Source organism: Streptomyces sp. NPDC096013 (assembly GCF_044763565.1).
GTDB lineage: Bacteria > Actinomycetota > Actinomycetes > Streptomycetales > Streptomycetaceae > Streptomyces.
Genome location: NZ_JBIWGK010000005.1, coordinates 346,712 through 367,284, shown reverse-complemented (window position 1 = coordinate 367,284; position 20,573 = coordinate 346,712). Strand labels below are relative to the sequence as shown.

Here is a 20,573-nt window from a genome sequence, read left to right as displayed (position 1 = left end):
GGATGAGGGAGGACCACCAGCAGTGACAGTGGGAGGAAGCAGCGTGAGCGACACGGGCACGGCCAAGGGCGTCACCGGTGAGGACGAGGTCGTGGACCTCTGCCGCGAGCTGATCCGGATCGACACCAGCAACTACGGCGACCACTCGGGCCCGGGTGAGCGCAAGGCGGCCGAGTACGTCGCCGAGCAGCTCGCCGAGGTGGGCCTCGAACCGAAGATCTTCGAGTCGCACCCCGGACGCGCGTCCACGGTGGCCAGGATCGAGGGCACGGACCCGTCCCGGCCCGCCCTCCTCATCCACGGCCACCTGGACGTCGTACCGGCGAACGCGGCGGACTGGACCCACCACCCCTTCTCCGGCGAGGTCGCCGACGGGTGCGTGTGGGGGCGCGGCGCGGTCGACATGAAGGACATGGACGCGATGACCCTGGCGGTCGTCCGCGACCGGCTGCGCAGCGGGCGCAGGCCCCCGCGCGACATCGTGGTCGCCTTCCTCGCGGACGAGGAGGCGGGCGGTACGTACGGGGCGCGGCACCTCGTCGACAACCACCGCGAACTGTTCGACGGCGTCACCGAGGGCATCAGCGAGGTCGGCGGGTTCTCGTTCACGGTGAGCGAGGAGCGGCGGCTCTATCTGATCCAGACGGCCGAGAAGGGCATGCACTGGATGAAGCTGACCGTGGCCGGCACCGCCGGGCACGGCTCGATGATCCACCGGGACAACGCGATCACCGAGCTGTCCGAGGCCGTCGCCCGCGTCGGCCGGCACAAGTTCCCGGTGCGGGTCACCAAGACGACCCGGGCCTTCCTCGACGAACTCGGCGACGCGCTCGGCACCCCCCTCGACCCCGAGGACATGGAGGCCACGCTGGCCCGGCTCGGCGGCATCGCCAAGCTGATCGGCGCGACCCTCAGCAACACCGCCAACCCGACGCAGCTGAACGCCGGCTACAAGGTCAACGTCATCCCCGGCGAGGCCACCGCCCACGTCGACGGGCGCTTCCTGCCCGGCCACGAGGAGGAGTTCCTCGCCGACCTCGACCGCATCCTCGGCCCGAAGGTCAAGCGGGAGGACGTGCACTCGGACAAGGCGCTGGAGACCTCCTTCGACGGCGCGCTCGTCGAGGCCATGCAGTCCTCGCTGCTCGCCGAGGACCCGACCGCGAAGGCCGTCCCGTACATGCTCTCCGGCGGTACGGACGCCAAGTCCTTCGACGACCTGGGCATCCGGGGCTTCGGCTTCGCGCCGCTCAAGCTGCCGCCGGAGCTGGACTTCGCGGGGATGTTCCACGGCGTCGACGAGCGGGTGCCGGTGGACGGGCTGAAGTTCGGGGTGCGGGTGCTGGACCGGTTCATCGACGCGTCCTGAAGCCGCGTCCCAAGGCCGCATCCCGTAGCCGCGTCCCGAAACCGTGGCCCGAAACCCTGGCCACAACACCGGTCGACGTCGGTTGACGCCGGAATTCGACCGCGCGTACGGAATCCACCGGGACGAGTGAATGTGCTCATAAGCTCGTAGCTCCATTACTCCCTCCTCGTTACAGGTGATGCGATCGGCAACACGAGATCGCTTTTGCCAACAAGGAGGAATAATGATCAAGAAGGTCGTCGCCGCTGCGGCTGCCACCGGTGGCCTGGTTCTCGCGGGTGCGGGTCTGGCCGTCGCCGACTCGGGCGCTCAGGGTGCCGCCGTGCACTCCCCGGGTGTCGTTTCCGGCAACGTCATCCAGGTTCCCGTGCACGTCCCGGTGAACGTGTGCGGCAACACGATCTCGGTGATCGGTCTGCTGAACCCCGCCTTCGGCAACGTCTGCGTCAACAAGTGACGTCGTCCCTCTGAGGGGTGACCATGTCCTCGGCCCCGGAGCGCGCGCCATGCGCTCCGGGGCCGACGGCCTTTGTGCGGGAAATCGCGCGAAGAATTCAGTCAGGAATGAAGGCAGGGGGGAATACAGCAATGCGACAGGTCACTCGAAAAAGCTTGATGACGGTGGCGGCGGCGACCGGGGTGATCGCGGCCGCGGGCGGCGTCGCCCACGCCGACTCGGGCGCTGTCGGCTCCAGCGCGGACTCGCCCGGCGTGCTCTCCGGCAACACCGTGCAGGCACCGGTGCATGTGCCGGTCAACGTCTGCGGCAACACCGTGAACGTGGTCGGACTCCTCAACCCGGCGGTCGGCAACAAGTGCGCCAACCAGGGCGGGGGCAGCGGGAGCGGGAGCAGTGGCGGCGGTGGTGGCTACGGCGGCTCCGGTGGCCACGGGAGCCACGGGGGCTCGGGCGGACACGGCGCGCACGGCGGCACAGGGGGCTCGCACGCCGGCGGACACGCCTCGAACTCGCCCGGCGTCGGCTCCGGCAACCACATCCAGGTACCGATCGACGTCCCGGTTAACGTCTGCGGCAACAGCGTCGACGTCATCGGCATCGGCAACGCGGCCACCGGCAACGACTGTGCGAACGGGAGCAGTCCGGGCGGCGGCGACCACGGGACCCCTCCGGGCGGAGGCGGTCACCACGGTGGCGGTCACCACGGTGGCGGTCACCACGGTGGCGGTCACCACGGAGGCGGTCACCACGGGGGTGGCCATCACGGGACCCCTCCGGGCGGGGGCGGGCATCACCCCGGAGGCGGTCACCACCCGGGCGGCGGCCACCACCCCGGCACGCCTCCGGGCGGCGGCCACGGCACGACCCCTCCGGGGACGCCGGGCCACCCCGGAACGCCGGGTCACCCTGGGACGCCGAGCCACCCGGGCACGCCCACGCACCCCACCACACCGGGCACCTCGCCGGTCAAGGGCGGTCAGACGCCGATCGGTTCCGTGCACGTGAACCGGCCCGGTGCGCAGTCCGGCGTCCAGTCCCAGGGCGGCGCCCAGCTCGCGCACACCGGCAGCGAACTGCCGCTGGGCCTCGCCCTGCCGGTCGGCGCGGGCGCGCTGCTCGCGGGTGCGGTGCTGTACCGCAAGGCGCGAGCCTCGATGTAGCTCCCGGAGAGATGTGATCTGCGCAACGGAGGGGCCCCGCACTGTCGGGGCCCGCTCCGTTTCGCCCGGCTCAGCTCACCACGTGGCGCGCACCTGGCGGATGATCCGCCGGCGCAGCCGCACCCTGCGACTCCCGTCGCGCAGCAGGCTCAGTCGGTCCAATTCCCAGTGTCCGTACTCGGCATGGTCCGTCAGCAGACGCGTGGCGTCCTTGCGGGAGACCCCGCGCGGTACGTACACGTCGACAAATTCGTATTCCGGCATCGCATCTATTGTGCGGGCAGAGCCCCGGTACGGATAGCGTCTGCACTATGTCTGATGCTGCGCAGCCCACCGCTGCCGAGGTACGCGCCGCCGCCGAGGCGGTCAAGACCGCGCTCGACCGCCACCTGGCCGCGGTCGAAGCCCGGTCGGGGGAGGACGACCCGGCCGTCTACGAGGCGTTCAACCAGCTCGCCGCCGCCGCCGAGGTCTACGACGAGCTGCTCTACGACCGTTACGACGAGGTCACGCCTTTCGAGATCCCCGGTTCCGACGACTCCCTGCCGCCGTACACCGGCCCCGAGGAGCCGAACGCGGTGAGCGTGCTGATCCGCCGGGACTACGCCGTGGCGGAGCCGCAGCGGCTGCTGGCCCAGGCGCAGCGGGTCGAGGCCGCGGTCGGCGACGGCACGGGCACGGAGGCCTCCGCCACGATCCACGGCGCGCTCGGCATCCTCTTCGACGAGTTCGAGGCGGACGAGATCGCCTCCCGCCCCAAGGAGTTCGGCCTGGAGGAGGGCGACTCCACGCTCTGGGTGACCGCCGCCGACGAGACGGCCGAGCCCGGCGCCTGGCTGGAGGCCCCCTTCGAGCAGGTCGATCCGCAGCGGGTGGTCTGCCGCTTCGACGTCAGCGCGGTCTTCGACGACGAGATCAACGACGAGATCGACGACATCGACGAGGTGGAGGACGAGATCGAGGACGAACTCGATCCCGACCTGGACGCCGATCTCGACGAGGACGAGGACCTGGAGGCGCTGGAAGCGGACCGCTGATCCGCACGCGCCCAGCTGATACGACGACGGCGGCGGCCGTGGAGGCAACCCCTCCACGGCCGCCGCCGTCGGTTGTCCGCCCAGGATCTCCGCGAGGTGACCGTGGCTGTCGGCTGTCGGCCCGGACCTCGGTGACCTGGCGGCGGGGGACAGTCGTCCGTTCGGACCCCGGCGGGTGCGAGCATGGCTGTCGGCGTCGGCGTCGGCTTCAGGGTCGGCTGTCCGCTCGGACCGCCGTGACGTGGCCACCGCTGCCTGCGCTGCCGCTCAGACCCCCGCTACCTGCCGTGTCGCTCAGACCTCCGCCGCCTGCCCTGCCCCTCAGACCTCCGCCGGCACCTGCGGTCGCAGCAGCACCGGCAGCCGGGTCGTCCGCGGCTTGGCCGGGACCTCGGCGACGGCCCGGGGCAGTGCCTGGTCCACGCCGTGCACGACGGACAGATGCCGGTCGGCCCGGCTGAACGCCGTGTACACCCAGGGCCGGCTGAGCGCCTGCGCCGCGTCCCCCGGTAGCACCACGACCACCGCGGGCCACCGCGTCCCCACCGCCTGGTGTGCGGTCAGCGCCCACCCGTGCCGTACGGACTGCTCGACCCGCTCCTTCGGTACGACGACGGGTCCCCCGGCGCACGCCAGGTGCAGGCCCTCGGCGTCGGCGTTCACCACGCGGCCCGGGATCGTACGGCCCGGGGCGGGGGAGTACGCGATCCGGTCGCCGGGGTCGAAGCCGCCGAAGCGGCCGGGGCCGGGGTTGAGCCGCTCCTTCAGCGCCACGTTCAGCGCGCGGGTGCCCGCCGCGCCGCCGTGGCCCGGTGTGATCACCACCGTCTGCTCGGCCGGGACGCCGATCACGCGCGGCACCGAGTCGGCGACGAGTTGCACGGTCCGGTGCACGGCCTCACCGGCGTCCCGCACCGGCACGATCACGACCTCCTTGCCGGGGGCCTCCACCTGGTTCAGCTCACCGATGCCGATGCCCGAGACCAGCTCGCCCACGGGGCCGAGATCCGGGCGCCGCGAGACGACCTGGGGGCAGGCCTTCGACGCGAGCAGATCCGCGAAGACCCGGCCGGGCCCCGCCGACCACAGCACCGCCGGGTCCCCGGCCAGCACCAGCCGGGCGCCGTCCGGCAGCGACTCGCTGAGCAGCGCCGCCGTCTCCACGTCCAGTTGAGGCGCGTCGAGCACGACCAGCAGATCCAGGTCCAGGGCACCGTCCGCGTCCCGCCCGGGGCCCTCGGCGCCGGACAGGAGCCCGGCGAGGGTGGTGGCGCGGGGGCCGTCGCCCGACTCGGGGCTGTCCGGCGCGGGGCCGTCCGTCGCCGGGTCCCGCGGCGCGTCGGACGCGGGACCACCGGGTGCGGTGGACCCGGGATCTCCCGAACCCCCGGACGCGCTCCCCGCAGCCGCGCCGGACCCGGCGAGCAGCGCGGCGAACCGGTCCCGGCCGACCGGGCTGTGGGCGGCGGCCCAGACGCGCAGCCCGAAACCCGCCGCCGCGCGGAGCAGTGCCGCCGGCTCCTCCAGGGACGCCTCCCCGCCGGTGTGCAGGACCAGGCCGTGGCCCGCGACCGCGCGGATCAGCTCGCCGGTGGAGCCCTTGGCGGCACCCGCCTGCTCCCAGTCCGCCGCCGAACCGTCCTCCTTCGGCACCGAGTTGATCAGCTTGGCGAGCCCGTCGGCGAGGCTCTCCTCGGCGAGCGTGTACCGCTCCAGGCCGATCAGCACCCGGACCGGACGTTCCTGGACCTCTTCGTCCTCCTCGTCCGTGCGCTGCACCGGGACCGGAGGCTCGTCCAACGCGTCCTGGAAGACGAGCACTTCACCCTCCGCGATGGCGTTCTGGGTCGCCGCGTCCGGGTCGGGCACGCCCTGCTTGGCCAGCGCGGCCGTCAACGCCGAGGCCTCCAGGGCCGTATGACCGGCCAGGGCCGCCTGCTCCAGCAGCCAGCCGGTGACCGCACGGCCCCGCCGCTCGTCGTCCGGCGCGCACTCGGCGCCGAGCAGCGCCCGCGCGAACCCGTCGGCCTGCTCAGGCCGTACACCGGGGACGCGGAGCAACTGCCAAGGGTCCTCGCGGAGTTGGTGGTCGGCGCCTTCGCCGAGCGCCGCCGCGACCTGCGCCGCGAGCGTCTCGGGGGCGCCGCCCTCGGCCAGCACCCGGCGTACGGACTCGACGGTCTCGGTCGCGGGGGTGCCGGGGTCGGCCGCGACGGGCTGCGGGCGGCGGACCGCCTCGGGGGCGGCCGACCGGCGCGGGGCGGGGTCCGGCTTGGCGAAGGGGGTGGTCACGGGCTTCTCGCCGCTCTCCACGGCCCGCACCGCCGCGAGCAGGTCGGCGGCCGTCCCGCTGAGCTTGGTCCCGGCCGCGATGGGCCCGGCCTTCTCCGCCTTCCGCCGCTCGATCCGCTCCCGCTCCAGCCGCTGTGCCAGCAACTCGGCTGCGGCCTCGGACAGTTCGGGCGCGGCTTCGGCCTTGGCGTCAGTGGTGCCGTCGGCGTCCTCGGCCGCCGTGCCCTCGGCGCCTTCCGCGGCCGTCTCCTCACCTGTGCCCTCGGCGCCTTCCCCGGCGTCCGAGGTCACGTCCGCCCCCGCTCCCTCGGCGCCCCCCGCGGCATCCGTGCCCGTGTCCTCGGACGGCGAGGTCTCCGTGGTCTCCGGATCCGTGCTCACAGCGTGCTCCAGTCGTGATCGGGATAGCGGTGCAGAGGCGCCGACACATCGTCGAGCGCTCGGCAGATCTCGTCAGGAAGACTAAGGGCCTCCACTGACAATGCGGCCGTGAGCTGCTGCGCGTTGCGCGCGCCGACGATCGGGGCGGCCACCCCGGGCCGGTCGCGGACCCAGGCGAGGGCGACCTGGAGGGGCGTCACCGCGAGCCCGTCCGCGGCCGTCGTCACCGCGTCCACGATGCGGGTCGCCGTGTCGTCGAGGTACGGCGCGACGAAGGGCGCCATGTGCTCCGAGGCGCCCCGGGAGTCGGCAGGCGTCGCGTGCCGGTACTTGCCGGTGAGGACTCCGCGCCCGAGCGGCGAGGAGGGCAGCAGGCCGATGCCCAGGTCGAGCGCGGCCGGCAGCACCTCGCGCTCCACGCCCCGCTGGAGCAGTGAGTACTCCAGCTGCGTGCTCGCCAGCCGCGTCCGCGTGCCCGGCGCCGCCAGCTGCCAGGTCGCCGCCTTGGCGAGCTGCCAGCCGCAGTAGTTCGACACGCCCGCGTACCGCGCACGCCCGCTGCTGACCGCCAGGTCGAGGGCCTGGAGGGTCTCCTCCAGCGGCGTGAACGGGTCGTAGGCGTGGATGTGCCACACGTCGACGTAGTCCGTGCCGAGGCGGGCCAGCGAGGCGTCCAGCGCGGCGAGGAGATGGCCGCGCGAGCCGTCGAAGCGGCGGTCGGGGTCGGGTACGCTCCCCGCCTTCGTCGAGATGACCAGGTCCCGGCGCGGCACGAGCCCTTCTATGAGCTGTCCGAGCAGGTACTCGGCCTCCCCGTCGCCGTACACGTCCGCCGTGTCGACGAGGGTGCCGCCGGCCTCCCAGAACGCCTTCAAGAGGTCCGCGGCGTCATGCTCGTCGGTGTCGCGCCCCCACGTGAGGGTGCCGAGTCCGATCCGGGACACACGAAGGCCGGTACGGCCGAGATGCCTCTGCTCCATGAACGCCGAGATTACTGGCCTGAACCTGCGGTGTGGTGGCCTGTGGATAACCGATTTCCACGATGATCCACAGTCCCTCCCGCGGCACGCTCCGTGATCGCTCACCGCCACCCGTCCTGTCCGCCCGCACCCCCGCGCGCTAGGGTCGGCACAACAGCGACGTTACTGATCGGTAAGGGGTCTGCCATGCAGCTCGGGATCAACCTCGGCTACTGGGGTGCCGGAATGGACGGCGACAACCTCGCCGTGGCGCGGGAGGCCGACCGCCTCGGCTACGCGGTGTGCTGGGCCGCCGAGGCCTATGGCTCCGACGCGGCCACGGTGCTCACCTGGGTCGCCGCGCAGACCGAGCGCATCGACGTCGGCTCGGCCATCTTCCAGATCCCGGCCCGCCAGCCCGCTATGACGGCGATGACCGCCGCGACCCTCGACTCCCTCTCCGGCGGCCGTTTCCGCCTGGGCCTCGGTGTCTCCGGCCCGCAGGTCTCCGAGGGCTGGTACGGCGTCAAGTTCGACAAGCCGCTGGCACGCACGCGTGAGTACGTCGAGATCGTCCGCAAGGCGATGACCCGCGAGCGCCTGTCCTACGACGGCGAGCACTGGACGCTGCCGCTGCCCGGCGGCCCGGGCAAGCCCCTCAAGCTGACCGTGCACCCGGAGCGCGAGCACATCCCGCTCTACATCGCGGCGATCGGCCCGAAGAACCTGGAGCAGACCGGTGAGATCGCCGACGGCGCGCTGCTGATCTTCCCCTCGGCCGAGCACCTGGAGGACACCGCCGTACGGCATCTGCGGGCCGGGCGCGAGAAGGCGGGGAAGACCCTGGAGGGCTTCGACATCGTCCCGACGCTCCCGCTCGCCCTCGGCGAGGACAAGGACGTCGAGAAGCTCGCCGACACCTTCCGCCCGTACACCGCGCTCTACGTCGGCGGCATGGGCAGCCGGCAGCAGAACTTCTACAACAAGCAGGCCCGGCGCATGGGCTTCGAGGCTGCCGCCGCCGAGATCCAGGACAAGTACCTGTCCGGCGACAAGGAAGGCGCCGCGGCGGCGATCCCGCACGACCTGATCGACAAGACGACGCTGCTGGGTTCCGTGGACCGCATCGCGGACCGGATGAAGGAGTACGCGGCGGCCGGTGTCACCACCCTGACGCTCGCCCCGGCCGGCTGGACCCTGGACGAGCGCCTCGCCGCCCTGCGCGCCGGAACCGAAGCACTGGAGCGCGCCGGTCTCGCGTGACGCGCCTTCGCGGCACGGAAGTTTTCTACGGCCGTGGTGGGGGCTCGGGGGGTCTTCCCCGCCACGGCCGTCACGGGGAACAACGCGCGGCGGCCCGCGCGGTTACGCCCTCGACGGCACATCCGTAGTCCCTCTTTTGGCGGAGTTGTCCGACACTGCTGTTGCAGCACCTCTGATGCCGCATTTGACTCGTTCTTTGCGGTATGCGGCGGAATCCTGCATGGAGGTGCCTTCAGATGCTTTCGGCCAAGAGTCTGTTCCAGGAGATCCTCGACAACGACGAGTCGTTCCGGCTGTTCTGTTCCATCGCGGCCAGCGGCGAGTCCCAGGGCGGCTGGGAGAACGGGCGCATCGCCGTCCTCGTCCCGCCGAGCGAACGTCACCTCGCCCCCAAGATCAGCCGGCACGGCGCCGACGAGGACAAGCACGGGCGCATCTTCGGCGCCCTTCTCAGGAAGCGCGGCCTCGAACCGGTCCGGGTGCCCGCCGACACCGACTACACGATGCTCCTGGAGCGGCACGGCATCGGTCTCGCGCACGAGAAGCTCAAGGGCGAGGCGGCCCTGACCGTCCAGGACGTCGTCACCTACCTCGCGCACAGCCGGGTCACCGAACAGCGCGCCTCCGAGCAGATGGACCTCCTGCGCAGGCACTTCGCCGACCACCCCGACCTGGGCCGCGCGGTACGGATGATCTCGAACGACGAGGACAACCATCTCGCCTACTGCCACGAGGAGTTGCTGCGCTTCGCCGCCGCGGGACACGGCCGTGCCATCCAACGCGCGCTCCGGCAGTGCGCGTTGGCCGAGATCCGGATCTACCGGGACGTCAGCCTCGCGGTGATGGCCCACATGGGACGCGTCCTCGGCTGGTCCCGCGCCAAGTCGGCCGCGCTCGCCGCCGGCATCCACGCGGTGTACGCGTATGAACGGCTCGGCGGCTGGCGGCGGATGGTGTCCCTGAGGATGCCGGAACACCGCGACGCCCTCGGCGGACCGGCCGCCGCGGCCCCTGAGTTCGCCTGACCCCGGGATTGGGCCCGAGCGCCCTACAGCCAGCCGCGCCGCTTGAACGTCCGGTACAGCAGCACCTCCAGGGCGGCCATCAGCAGGATCACCGCCGGGTACCCCCACAGCCAGTGCAGCTCCGGCATGTGGTCGAAGTTCATGCCGTAGATCCCCGCGATCATCGTGGGGACCGCGGCCATGGCGGCCCAGCCGGAGATCTTCCGCATGTCGTCGTTCTGCCGCACGCTGGTCTGCGCGAGGTGGGCCGACAGGACGTCCGAGACCAGCCGGTCCAGGCCCTCCACGGACTCGTTGACCTTCGTCAGGTGGTCGTTGACGTCACGGAAGAACGGCCGCGACTTGTCGTTCACGAAGGGCACCCGGTCCGCGGCGAGCCCGACACCCGCGAGCCGGGTCAGCGGCTGCGCCAGCGGTCCCGTGGCCCGGCGGAACTCCAGGATCTGCCGCTTGAAGGCGTAGATCCGCGAAGCCGTCGTCCGCGAGCCGCCGCCGGTCGGCGAGAACACCGCCGCCTCCAGCTCCTCCAGGTCGGTCTGCAACTCGCCCGCCACGTCCACGTAGTGGTCGACCACCGCGTCCGCGATCGAGTACAGCACCGCCGTCGGCCCGTGCCGCAGCATCTCCGGCTCCTCCTCCAGGCGGTGCCGTACGGCCGCCAGGGGCGCCTCCTCGCCGTGCCGGACGGTGACCACGAAGGAGTCGCCGACGAAGACCATGACCTCGCCGGAGGTGACCACGTCGCTGTCCGCCTCGTAGCCGACCGGCTTGAGGACCACGAAGAGCGAGTCGTCGTAGACCTCCATCTTGGGCCGCTGATGGGCGGTCAGGGCGTCCTCGACGGCCAGCGGGTGCAGCCCGAACTCCTCGGTGACCTTGTCGAACTCCTTCTCCGTGGGCTCGTAGAGGCCGACCCACACGAAGGCGTCGCGCTCCCGGCGGCAGTGGTCGAGGCCGTCGGAGAAGTCGCCGGGGCCCTCCGTCCGGCGTCCGTCACGGTAGATGGCGTAGTCGACGATCACGGTGCGTATTCTCCTGCCGTCCGGCCGAAGGCGCACCCGCGCGTACGCCTACCCTTGGCCACATGCCCACGTTGATCCTTGTCCGGCACGGACGTTCGACCGCCAACACCGGGGGAGTGCTCGCCGGCTGGACGCCCGGTGTCGCCCTCGACGAGCGCGGCAACGCCCAGGCCGCCGCGCTCCCCGGGCGGCTCGCCGAGCTGCCGATCGCCGAGGTCGTCACCAGCCCGCTGCAACGCTGCCAGGAGACGCTCAAGCCCCTCCTGGACGCCCGCCCCGACCTGCGGCTGCACACCGAGGAGCGGATCGGGGAGTGCCATTACGGCGACTGGTCCGGCCGCAAGCTCGCCGAACTCAAGGACGAGCCCCTGATGGAGGTCGTCCAGTCGCACCCCTCGTCGGCGGCGTTCCCCGGCGGCGAGTCGATGCGCTCGATGCAGACCCGCGCGGCCGAGGCCGTACGCGAGTGGAACGCGCGCGTGGAGCGCGATCACGGCTCCGACGCCGTCTATCTCATGTGTTCGCACGGCGACATCATCAAGTCCCTCGTCGCGGACGCACTCGGACTTCATCTCGACCTCTTCCAGCGGATCTCCGTAGAACCGTGTTCCATCACAGCGATCCGTTACACCCGTCTCAGGCCTTTTCTCGTCCGGCTCGGGGACACGGGTGATCTCGCGTCCCTGGCGCCGCGCGAGGTGCCGCCGGGCGACGACGCCCCGGTCGGGGGCGGCGCGGGCGCACCGTGATCGTCGGCCGCAGTAGGGTGAAGCGGTCGCAGTAGCGCCCCACTTGTCAGCAGTCGATTCCAATGGAGACAGGACGTGTCCCGTCAGGTGTTCCTCTACGATCCGCCGGACCGCTTCGTAGCCGGCACGGTCGGACTGCCCGGGCGCCGTACGTTCTTCCTCCAGGCCGCCTCCGGTCCTCGGGTGACCAGCGTGGCCCTGGAGAAGACGCAGGTCGCCGCGCTCGCCGAGCGCATGGAAGAGCTTCTGGACGAGGTCGTACGGCGCAGTGGCGGCAGCGCGGCCGTCCCGGCCGTCACCCCCACCGAGATCTCCGACACCCGCCCGCTGGAGACCCCCGTCGAGGAGGAGTTCCGCGTCGGCACCATGGCGCTCGCCTGGGACGGTGAGGAGCAGCGCATGATCGTCGAGGCGCAGGCCCTCGTCGAACTCGACGCCGACACCGACGAGGACCTCGCCGAGGCCGAGGAGCGCCTCCTCCAGGACGAGGAGAACGGCCCACCGATGCTGCGGGTCCGCCTCACCGGAGCTCAGGCCCGCGCCTTCGCCAAGCGGGCCCTGGACGTCGTCAACGCCGGCCGTCCGCCCTGCCCGCTGTGCAGCCTCCCGCTCGACCCGGAAGGACACGTATGTCCGCGCCAGAACGGATACCGCCGCGGAGCGTGACCACGGCCGAGCTGCTCGCCAAGGGTGAGCTGACAGTGCGCGGACGCATCCGCGAGGCCTCGAACGCGGTGCTGTTCTGCTCCGTGACGTACGAGGGCCGCGAGGCGTCCTGCGTGTACAAGCCCGTCGCCGGGGAGCGCCCCCTGTGGGACTTCCCGGACGGCACCCTCGCCCAGCGCGAGGTCGCCGCCTACGAGGTCTCCGAGGCGACCGGCTGGGGCCTCGTGCCCACCACCGTGCTGCGCGACGGGCCGCACGGCGAGGGCATGTGCCAGCTGTGGATCGAGGCCGCGCCCGGGTCCGAACTGCTCGCCCTGGTCGACGCCGAGGAGCCCGGCGAGGGCTGGAAGGCCATCGCCTTCGCCGAGGTCGGCGAGGGGAAGACGGCCCTCCTGGTGCACGCCGACGACGAGCGGCTGCGGAGGCTCGCCGTCCTCGACGCGGTCATCAACAACGCGGACCGCAAGGGCGGCCATCTGCTGCCCGCCGACGAGGGCCGCCTCTACGGCATCGACCACGGGGTCACCTTCAACGCCGAGAACAAGCTGCGCACCCTCCTGTGGGGCTGGGCGGGCGACCCCCTCACCCCGGAGGCGGTCGACGTCCTCCAGGGGCTCAGGGAGGCGCTGGGCGACGGCGGCGGTCTCGCCGGGAAGCTCGCCGAGCTGATCACCGCGGCCGAACTCGATGCCACGCGCGCGCGGGTCGAGGCGCTGTTCGCGGACGGGAAGCATCCCGAGCCGAGTGGGGAGTGGCCCGCCATTCCGTGGCCGCCCGTGTGATTGCACACGGGGCGGGGGCGCGCAAGAGCGCCCTACCGGCCATACGGCCTGGTCCGGTTCGTAAACGGATCATCCGTCCGGTTACGCTCATGACATGTATGCCTGGCCCGCTTCTGAGGTCCCCGCCCTGCCCGGCAAGGGCCGCGACCTCCGGATCCACGACACCGCGACCGGGGGTCCGGTCACCCCGGACACCGGTCCCGTCGCCCGTATCTACGTCTGCGGCATCACGCCGTACGACGCCACCCACATGGGACACGCGGCGACCTACAACGCGTTCGACCTCGTGCAGCGCGTGTGGCTCGACACCAAGCGGCAGGTGCACTACGTCCAGAACGTGACCGACGTCGACGACCCGCTCCTGGAGCGCGCCGTGCGCGACGGCGTCGACTGGGTGGCCCTCGCCGAGCAGGAGACGGCGCTCTTCCGCGAGGACATGACCGCCCTGCGGATGCTGCCCCCGAAGCACTACATCGGCGCGGTCGAGGCGATACCGGGCATCGTGCCGCTCGTCGAGCGCCTGCGGGACGCCGGTGCCGCCTACGAACTCGACGGCGACATCTACTTCTCCGTCGAGTCCGACCCGAACTTCGGCAAGGTCTCCCGCCTCGACGCGGCAGCGATGCGCCTGCTCTCCGCCGAGCGCGGCGGCGACCCGGACCGCCCGGGCAAGAAGAACCCGCTCGACCCGATGCTCTGGATGGCCGCCCGCGAGGGCGAGCCGAGCTGGGACGGCGGCACGCTCGGGCAGGGACGGCCCGGCTGGCACATCGAGTGCGTCGCGATCGCCCTCGACCACCTCGGCATGGGCTTCGACGTCCAGGGCGGCGGCTCCGACCTCGCCTTCCCGCACCACGAGATGGGCGCCTCGCACGCCCAGGTGCTGACCGGCGAGTTCCCCATGGCCAAGGCCTACGTCCACGCCGGCATGGTCGGTCTCCACGGCGAGAAGATGTCGAAGTCCCGGGGCAACCTCGTCTTCGTCTCCGCGCTGCGCCGCGAGGGCATCGACCCGGCCGCCATACGGCTCGCGCTGCACGCCCACCACTACCGCTCCGACTGGGAGTGGACGGATGGGGTCCTGGAGGACGCGGTCGCCCGGCTCGGGCGCTGGCGTGCCGCCGTCTCCCGGCCCGACGGCCCCTCCGCGCTGACGGTCGTCGAGGAGATGCGCGAAGCTCTCGCGAACGACCTGGACGCCCCGGCCGCGCTCGCCGCGGTCGACCGCTGGGCGGCTTTCCAGCGGGACCGGGGCGGCAGCGACGAGGGCGCCCCCGGCGTCGTCTCCCGTGCCGTGGACGCCCTGTTGGGTGTGGCCCTGTAGCAACGGCTCACAGCACAGGGGCGGTTCCTCCCACCCGGGAGGAACCGCCCCTGTCTCATGTCCTGTCGGCGGACGGACTCATCTGGCGGAAGGACTCACTCCTCGGAGGAGTCCGCGTCGTCCGGGCCGTCCGCGTCGGTCTCCGGTTCCGGGTCGGGCTTCGCCGGCCGCTGCGGCTTCGTCCGACCGCCGCCCGGGTTGTCCCGGAGATACGACGCGCTGTCGCTGCCGTCCGCCGTGGCATGGCCCCCGGGCTGCGGGCCGCCGCCGTCGCGTCTGCGCAGATAGCGCTCGAACTCACGCGCGATCGCCTCGCCCGACGCCTCCGGCAGCTCCGCGGTGTCGCGGGCCTCCTCCAGCGTCTGCACGTACTCGGCGACCTCGCTGTCCTCGGCGGCCAGCTGGTCCACGCCGACCTGCCAGGCGCGCGCGTCCTCGGGCAGCTCGCCCAGCGGGATGCGCACGTCGATCAGGTCCTCCAGGCGGTTGAGCAGCGCCAGGGTCGCCTTCGGGTTGGGCGGCTGCGACACGTAGTGCGGCACCGCCGCCCACAGCGACACGGCCGGTACGCCCGCGTGCGTGCACGCCTCCTGGAGGATGCCGACGATCCCGGTGGGACCCTCGTACTTCGTCTCCTCCAGGTCCATCCGCTGCGCCAGGTCCGAGTCCGACGTGGTCCCGCTGATCGGCACGGGACGGGTGTGCGGGGTGTCACCGAGCAGCGCGCCCAGGATCACCACCAGCTCGACGCCCAACTCGTGGGCGAAGCCGAGCAGTTCGTTGCAGAACGAGCGCCAGCGCATGGACGGCTCGATACCCCGGACGAGCACGAGGTCACGCGGCTTCTCGCCGCCGACCCGGACCACCGAGAGGCGCGTCGTCGGCCATGTGATCTTTCGCACTCCGGCGTCCATCCACACCGTGGGCCGGTTGACCTGGAAGTCGTAGTAGTCCTCGGCGTCCAGCGCCGCGAAGACCTCGCCCTTCCACTCCTTGTCCAGATGCGCGACCGCGGTGGAGGCGGCGTCGCCGGCGTCGTTCCAGCCCTCGAACGCGGCCACCATCACTGGGTCGATCAGCTCGGGAACCCCCTCCAGCTCGATCACCCAGCGCCTCCTTCCGATCCGTCCTCGCGTACGCCCCAACCTTACGGCGTCCGACGGGGGCGCCCGCAGCCCCCTTGCACGGGGGAGTGAACCCATGCCTGCCCCGTCCGAGCGGCTCGAACACACAAGATCGCCATCCTGTGCGGCCCCGTGCCGGCCGGTCACTCCTCCGATGGATCGACGGAGCGCCCCACTCGATCACAGGCTCGAACGCAGCCACTGCTCCACACTCGCGATGTGCACCGTCGCCCACGACCGCGCGGCCTCCGCGTCCCGGTCGCGCAGCGCGCCGAGGATCGCCCGGTGCTCGTGCAGCGTCCGGCTCACCGCGTCCTCCTGCGTCAGCCCGCGCCAGATCCGGGCCCGCGTGGTGGGACCGGACAGCCCGTCGAGCAGGGAGCAGAGCACCGAGTTGCCGGAACTGCGCACGATGCCCCGGTGGAACTCCAGGTCGCAGGCGACCAGTTCCTCCACCGAGGGCGCCCCGCCCAGCGCGTCCAACTGGGCGCTCAACGCGGCCAGTTGCTGCTCGCTGATGCGCAGTGCCGCCATCGCCGTGGCGGCCGGCTCCAGGATGCGCCGGACGGCCAGGAACTCCAGCACGGTGTCGTCGCGGTGGAAGTCCACCACGAAACTCAGCGCCTCCAGCAGGAGTTGGGGGTCCAGGCTGGTGACGTAGGTCCCGTCGCCCTGGCGCACGTCCAGGATGCGGATCAGCGACAGGGCGCGCACGGCCTCCCGCAGGGAGTTGCGGGACAGCCCCAGTTCGGCGGCGAGTTCGCTCTCCTTGGGCAGCCGGTCCCCGGGCCGCAGCGCGCCGGAGACGATCATTCCCTTGATCTTCTCGATCGCCTCGTCGGTGACCGCCATGACCGGCCTCCCTGTTCTTCAGACATCCGATGTATCAGGCCCATTATGGGGGTTCAGCGGGCTGAACGGGAGGGAAACGCACAGCTCAGGCAAGTGCTTCGAGCTCGGCGAGCGCCGCGTCCTCGTCCAGCGTGGCGAGTGTCCGGTTCCGCATGAGCACCCGCCCGTCCACCACGGTGTCCCGTACGTCCGCCGAGTGCGCGGCGTACGCGAGCGTCGACCACGGGTCGTGCAGCGGGCGCAGATGCGGCGCCGCCAGGTCCAGCACGATCAGGTCGGCCCGCTTGCCGGCCTCCAGGGACCCCAGGTGCTCCCCGAGCCCCAGCGCCCGCGCGCCCTCGATCGTCGCCATCCGTACGGCCTGTTCGGCACCGACGGCCGTCGGGTCGCCGCCCGCCTTGTGCACCAGGGCCGCCTGTCGTACGGCGCCCAGCACGTCCAGGGTGTTGGAGCTGACCGCGCCGTCCGTGCCGAGTCCGACGGTGACGCCCGCGCTGAGCAGCCGGGGCACCGGCGCGATACCGCAGCCCAACTTCAGGTTGGACACTGGGCAGTGGGCGACCGATGTGCCGGTGCGGGCCAGGGCCGCGATCTCCGGGCCGGTCAGGTCCACGGCGTGCGCGAGCAGCAGATCGGGACCGAGCAGCCCCAGCGAGTCGAGCAACTCCACGGGCCGCTTGCCGTACTTGACCTCGACGGTGGCGACCTCGGTCGCGTTCTCCGCCGCGTGGATGTGCAGCAGCGCCCCGAACTCCCGTGCCAGGGCGGCGATCTCGACCAGCTGGCCGGGGTCGAGGGTGTAGGTCGAGTGCGCGAACAGGACCGGGCGGGTGCCGTGGTGTGCCTCGCCCCGGGCCGCCAAGTCCCTCCGCGCCCAGTCCAGTCGATGCTCGTACGGCATCCCGTCCGGCGGCTTCGGCACGTCCATGAAGGTGGGGCCCGTGTGCAGCCGCCAGCCCGCCTCGCGGGCCGCCTGCTCGGCCGCCTCGTGGAACCAGTACATGTCGAGCGCCGAGGTCACCCCGGCCCGTACGCTCTCGGCGACCGCGAGCCGCACCGCCGCCGCCACGTTCTTCGGCCCCAGCAGCTCGGCCTCCCACGTCAACACCCTCTCCAGGAAGCCCTGGAGCGTCACGTCGTCGGCGCGACCGCGCAGCAGCGTCATCGCGAGATGCGTGTGCGTGTTGATCAGCCCCGGCAGGACGAGACAGCCCGCGGCGTCGATGGACTCCGCGGCCGTGAACCGAGTGGTCAGCTCCGCGGCCGGTCCTACGGCGACGATCTCGCCCTCGTGAACGGCAACCGCCCCGTCCCGTACGACCGTTCCGGCCTCGTCGACGGTCAGGACGTCCCCGCCGCGCACCAACAGGTCGATGGTCATGCCGGGTACTCCTCCGCCAGCAGCCGCAACGCCTCCAGCGACACCACCGCGCCCCGCTCGACACCCGCCGCGACGACGTCCCGGTGCGGGTCGTAGCCGCCGGTGGCCTCCGCGTCGACGAGCTCGTCGGCGTTCGCGCCGTCCACGACCAGCACCCCGCCCGCGACCAGCCCGCGCAGCGAGGCCGTCACCAGCAGCGCCGAGAGCTCCATCTCGATCGCCGCGAGCCCGGCGCCGTCGTAGGAGAAGAGGGGGAGGAGGCCGGGCTGGAAGGCCGCGCGGGTCCAGACGATGCCGCGGTGGTGCGGGGCGTCGGCGGCGCGGGCCGCGCGCTGGAGGGCGAGGACCGCCTCGGGGGCGGCGACCGCCGGGTACTCCGGGGGCAGCAGCTGCTGGGTGACACCGTCGTCGCGGACGGCCGCCTCCGCGATGACGAGGTCGCCGTCGCCGATGCCGGGCTTCATCGCGCCCGCCGTGCCGAAGCGCAGGAAGGTGTGCACGCCCGCGTCCGCCAGCTCCTGGAACAGCAGGATCGCGCCGGGTCCGCCCACCCCGTGCGAGGCGACGGTGACCGGCAGGCCCTTCCAACTCCCGCTGAACACACGGTATTCGCGGTGGTACGACACCTCCTCGGCACCGTCGAGCAGCGCGGCGACGGCGGCGGAACGCGCCGGGTCGCCGACGACGACCGCGTGCGCGGGAAGTCCCGTGCGCGGTATTCGGGTGATGGGCAACAGGTCCTGCGTCATGTGACAGCTCCGGTGGGGGAGTCGGCGATACGGCGACGGCGGCGGGCCGTCGAGAGGAAGAGGGCGACGAGGGTCACGACGTACGGCGCGGCGTCCGTGGCCTGTTGGGGCAGGCCGACGCCCTGGAGGCGGAAGCCGGCGGCCTCGGCGAGACCGAAGAGCAGCGCGGCGAGCAGCACACCGACGGGTGCCGCGCGGCCGAGCATCACCGCCACGACCGCGATCCAGCCCCGGCCCGCCGTCATGTTCTCGGAGAACAACGTGACGTTGCCGAGGGCGAGTTGGGCCCCCGCGAGCCCGCACAGGACACCGGAGACGAGCACGGCCGCGTACTTGTACTTCGCCGGGTTCACCCCGAGCGTGGCCGCCGCGTCCGGCGCCTCGCCGACCCCGCGCAGCCGCAGCCCCCACACATGCCGGGACAGCAGCACCGCGGCCACCGCGACCGCGGCGAACGCCAGATAGGCGAGCGGGGTGAAGCCACCGATCAACGGCAGCCCGGCGAGTGACGGATCGTCGAAGGTGCCCTGCACACCGAAGACCGTACGCAACAGGAAACTGGTCAGCCCCACCGCCAGGAGGTTCATGGCGATTCCCAGCACGACCGCGTCCCCGCGCAGGGTCACCGCACCCACGGCGAGGATCAGCGAGTACGCGGCTGCCGCGAGGGCGGCGGCGAGCACACCGAGCCAGGCACTGCCCGTGAACCAGCTCGTGGCCACCGACGTGAAACAGCCCATCAGCATCATGCCTTCGAGGCCGATGTTGAAGACCCCCGCCCGCTCGCACAGGGCACCGCCGAGTGCGGCCAGCAGGATCGGGGTCAGCGCGCGCAGCGCCGACATCAGCAGATCGGAGTCGAAGAACATCACACGGCCCCGATCTGCTGAGCGGTCCCCGGGGAGGATTCCTGAGCGCTGTCGTCCCGGTCCTTGCGGGTGCGTCTCGTGAACCACCGCCCGGGGAAGCGCAGTCGGGCCGCGAGGAACACGATCACGATGGCCTGGAGCACCTGCGTCAGTTCGCGCGGCACCTCGGTCGTGCGCTCCATCGCCAGGCCGCCGACCGCGAGGACGGCGAAGAAGAAGGACGCGACGACCGTGCCGAGCGGGGCCGCCGCGGCGAGCAGCGCGGCCGTGAGTCCCGTCCAGGTGTAGCCCGGTGCGGTGAGCGAGCCGTCCACGAAGCGGTACGGGAAGCTCAACACCCCGATGGCGCCCACGAGTCCGGCCAGGGCGCCCGAGACGGACATCAACTTGAGGGTGAGGCCCCGGCGTTCGACGCCCGCGTAGGCGGCGAAGCGGGAGTTGAGACCGGTCATGCGGATCTCGTAGCCGAACGCCGTGCGCCTGTCGGTGAACCAGTAGGCGGCTGCCGCGAGGGCGACCAGGACGAGCCCGATGGTGACCGTCGAGTCGCCGAACGCGGGCAGTGCCACGCCGTCCGGCATCGCCCGGGTCTGGGGGAGGCTGGAGCCGGGCTCCTTCAGCGGGTAGCGCGCCAGGTAGGAGGCGAGCGAGACCGCCGGGTAGCTCAGCAGCAGGCTGCTGACCAGCAGCGGGACACCGAGGCGGTTCTCGCACAGGGCGGCCAGGGCAGCGTAGGCGGCGCCTGCCGCCATGCCCGCGATGAGCGCGAGTGCGACGGTGAGCGGTGCGGGCAGCGGCGAGTAGAGGCCGGTCACGGCGGCCGTGATGCCGCCCAGCACCAGCTGTCCGTCGCCGCCGAGGTTGATCAGCCCGGCGCGCAGCGGGATCGCCAGCGCGAGCGCCATGCCGAGCACGCTGGTGCCGGTGCTCAGCGTGGAGCCGATGCCGTCCGCGCCGAGCGAGCCGGTGAGGACGGCGCCGTACGCCGTGAACGGGTCCGCGCCGGTGCCGACCAGGAACAGGGCGCCGATGACCAGGCCCGCGAGCACGGAGAAGGTGACGGGGGAGCGCAACACCCCTGCTGTGCGCGGGATCTGAGTGGGTGTCAT

Annotated in this window: 20 protein-coding genes; 10 read left to right on the top strand and 10 right to left on the bottom strand. The window is 72.1% G+C overall.

Annotation, left to right across the window (positions count from 1 at the left end):
- Window positions 1-43 precede the first annotated feature (43 nt).
- The 3 genes from ACIRB1_RS19750 to ACIRB1_RS19740 all read left to right on the top strand — a co-directional run bounded on the left by ACIRB1_RS19750 (window position 44) and on the right by ACIRB1_RS19740 (window position 2,989).
- Complete coding sequence (locus ACIRB1_RS19750) at window positions 44-1,369, top strand: M20/M25/M40 family metallo-hydrolase (protein ID WP_403466378.1); 1,326 nt, start codon at window positions 44-46, stop codon at window positions 1,367-1,369.
- Between the two features lie 223 nt (window positions 1,370-1,592).
- Entirely contained in the window at window positions 1,593-1,826 is a 234-nt protein-coding gene (chpH, locus tag ACIRB1_RS19745; RefSeq protein ID WP_352180251.1) for a chaplin ChpH, read from the top strand.
- Between the two features lie 131 nt (window positions 1,827-1,957).
- Window positions 1,958-2,989, top strand: a complete 1,032-nt coding sequence (locus ACIRB1_RS19740; RefSeq protein ID WP_403466377.1) for a chaplin — start codon at window positions 1,958-1,960, stop codon at window positions 2,987-2,989.
- Between the two features lie 75 nt (window positions 2,990-3,064).
- Here ACIRB1_RS19740 and ACIRB1_RS19735 read toward each other — a convergent pair whose 3' ends face one another.
- On the bottom strand, window positions 3,065-3,253 hold the full coding sequence (locus tag ACIRB1_RS19735; protein ID WP_005485166.1) for a DUF5703 family protein: 189 nt from the start codon (window positions 3,251-3,253) through the stop codon (window positions 3,065-3,067).
- A 47-nt stretch (window positions 3,254-3,300) separates the two neighbouring features.
- On the opposite strand from ACIRB1_RS19735, the gene ACIRB1_RS19730 reads away from it, so the two are divergent.
- Window positions 3,301-4,026 carry a hypothetical protein gene (locus ACIRB1_RS19730; protein ID WP_352180253.1) on the top strand — a complete coding sequence of 242 codons (726 nt, stop codon included), beginning with the start codon at window positions 3,301-3,303 and terminating at the stop codon, window positions 4,024-4,026.
- A 321-nt stretch (window positions 4,027-4,347) separates the two neighbouring features.
- Here ACIRB1_RS19730 and ACIRB1_RS19725 read toward each other — a convergent pair whose 3' ends face one another.
- Both ACIRB1_RS19725 and ACIRB1_RS19720 read right to left on the bottom strand, forming a co-directional pair.
- The gene (locus ACIRB1_RS19725) at window positions 4,348-6,699 is read right to left on the bottom strand and encodes a helix-hairpin-helix domain-containing protein (protein WP_403466376.1); all 2,352 of its coding nucleotides are present in this window, start codon (window positions 6,697-6,699) and stop codon (window positions 4,348-4,350) included.
- Window positions 6,696-7,679 (bottom strand): aldo/keto reductase, encoded by a 984-nt coding sequence (locus ACIRB1_RS19720; protein ID WP_352180255.1) that lies wholly within the window; start codon window positions 7,677-7,679, stop codon window positions 6,696-6,698. Before ACIRB1_RS19720 ends, ACIRB1_RS19725 begins: the two co-directional genes overlap by 4 nt.
- Before the next feature lie 186 nt (window positions 7,680-7,865).
- Between ACIRB1_RS19720 and ACIRB1_RS19715 the strand changes: the two genes are divergently transcribed.
- Both ACIRB1_RS19715 and ACIRB1_RS19710 read left to right on the top strand, forming a co-directional pair.
- Window positions 7,866-8,921 (top strand): LLM class F420-dependent oxidoreductase, encoded by a 1,056-nt coding sequence (locus tag ACIRB1_RS19715; RefSeq protein WP_403466375.1) that lies wholly within the window; start codon window positions 7,866-7,868, stop codon window positions 8,919-8,921.
- Window positions 8,922-9,157: 236 nt separating this feature from the next.
- A complete protein-coding gene (locus ACIRB1_RS19710) occupies window positions 9,158-9,946 on the top strand; it encodes a ferritin-like domain-containing protein (RefSeq protein WP_403466374.1) in 789 nt (262 codons plus the stop codon).
- 23 nt (window positions 9,947-9,969) lie between these two features.
- Here the strand turns inward: ACIRB1_RS19710 and corA are convergent, their stop codons facing one another.
- Window positions 9,970-10,968, bottom strand: coding sequence for a magnesium/cobalt transporter CorA (gene corA, locus ACIRB1_RS19705; RefSeq protein WP_403466373.1), 999 nt, complete (start codon window positions 10,966-10,968; stop codon window positions 9,970-9,972).
- A 62-nt stretch (window positions 10,969-11,030) separates the two neighbouring features.
- Here corA and ACIRB1_RS19700 point away from each other — a divergent pair, with 62 nt between their 5' ends.
- From ACIRB1_RS19700 to mshC, 4 genes are all read left to right on the top strand, one after another.
- The gene (locus ACIRB1_RS19700) at window positions 11,031-11,717 is read left to right on the top strand and encodes a histidine phosphatase family protein (protein WP_403466372.1); all 687 of its coding nucleotides are present in this window, start codon (window positions 11,031-11,033) and stop codon (window positions 11,715-11,717) included.
- Window positions 11,718-11,792: 75 nt separating this feature from the next.
- Window positions 11,793-12,383, top strand: a complete 591-nt coding sequence (locus ACIRB1_RS19695) for a DUF3090 domain-containing protein (protein ID WP_352180260.1) — start codon at window positions 11,793-11,795, stop codon at window positions 12,381-12,383.
- Window positions 12,347-13,165, top strand: coding sequence for an SCO1664 family protein (locus tag ACIRB1_RS19690; protein WP_403466371.1), 819 nt, complete (start codon window positions 12,347-12,349; stop codon window positions 13,163-13,165). Before ACIRB1_RS19695 ends, ACIRB1_RS19690 begins: the two co-directional genes overlap by 37 nt.
- Before the next feature lie 94 nt (window positions 13,166-13,259).
- Window positions 13,260-14,489, top strand: a complete 1,230-nt coding sequence (mshC, locus tag ACIRB1_RS19685) for a cysteine--1-D-myo-inosityl 2-amino-2-deoxy-alpha-D-glucopyranoside ligase (protein ID WP_352180262.1) — start codon at window positions 13,260-13,262, stop codon at window positions 14,487-14,489.
- Window positions 14,490-14,584: 95 nt separating this feature from the next.
- On the opposite strand, the gene ACIRB1_RS19680 is transcribed toward mshC, so the two are convergent.
- The 6 genes from ACIRB1_RS19680 to ACIRB1_RS19655 form a co-directional block, all read right to left on the bottom strand.
- The gene (locus ACIRB1_RS19680; protein WP_352180263.1) at window positions 14,585-15,595 is read right to left on the bottom strand and encodes a PAC2 family protein; all 1,011 of its coding nucleotides are present in this window, start codon (window positions 15,593-15,595) and stop codon (window positions 14,585-14,587) included.
- Window positions 15,596-15,793: 198 nt separating this feature from the next.
- Window positions 15,794-16,465 carry a FadR/GntR family transcriptional regulator gene (locus tag ACIRB1_RS19675; RefSeq protein WP_352180264.1) on the bottom strand — a complete coding sequence of 224 codons (672 nt, stop codon included), beginning with the start codon at window positions 16,463-16,465 and terminating at the stop codon, window positions 15,794-15,796.
- Window positions 16,466-16,550: 85 nt separating this feature from the next.
- Entirely contained in the window at window positions 16,551-17,846 is a 1,296-nt protein-coding gene (locus tag ACIRB1_RS19670; protein ID WP_352180265.1) for an amidohydrolase, read from the bottom strand.
- A complete protein-coding gene (locus ACIRB1_RS19665; protein ID WP_403466370.1) occupies window positions 17,843-18,595 on the bottom strand; it encodes a nucleoside phosphorylase in 753 nt (250 codons plus the stop codon). Before ACIRB1_RS19665 ends, ACIRB1_RS19670 begins: the two co-directional genes overlap by 4 nt.
- The gene (locus ACIRB1_RS19660; protein ID WP_352180267.1) at window positions 18,592-19,464 is read right to left on the bottom strand and encodes an ABC transporter permease; all 873 of its coding nucleotides are present in this window, start codon (window positions 19,462-19,464) and stop codon (window positions 18,592-18,594) included. The genes ACIRB1_RS19665 and ACIRB1_RS19660 overlap by 4 nt, the downstream gene beginning before the upstream one ends.
- Window positions 19,464-20,573 (bottom strand): ABC transporter permease, encoded by a 1,110-nt coding sequence (locus tag ACIRB1_RS19655; RefSeq protein WP_403466369.1) that lies wholly within the window; start codon window positions 20,571-20,573, stop codon window positions 19,464-19,466. Before ACIRB1_RS19655 ends, ACIRB1_RS19660 begins: the two co-directional genes overlap by 1 nt.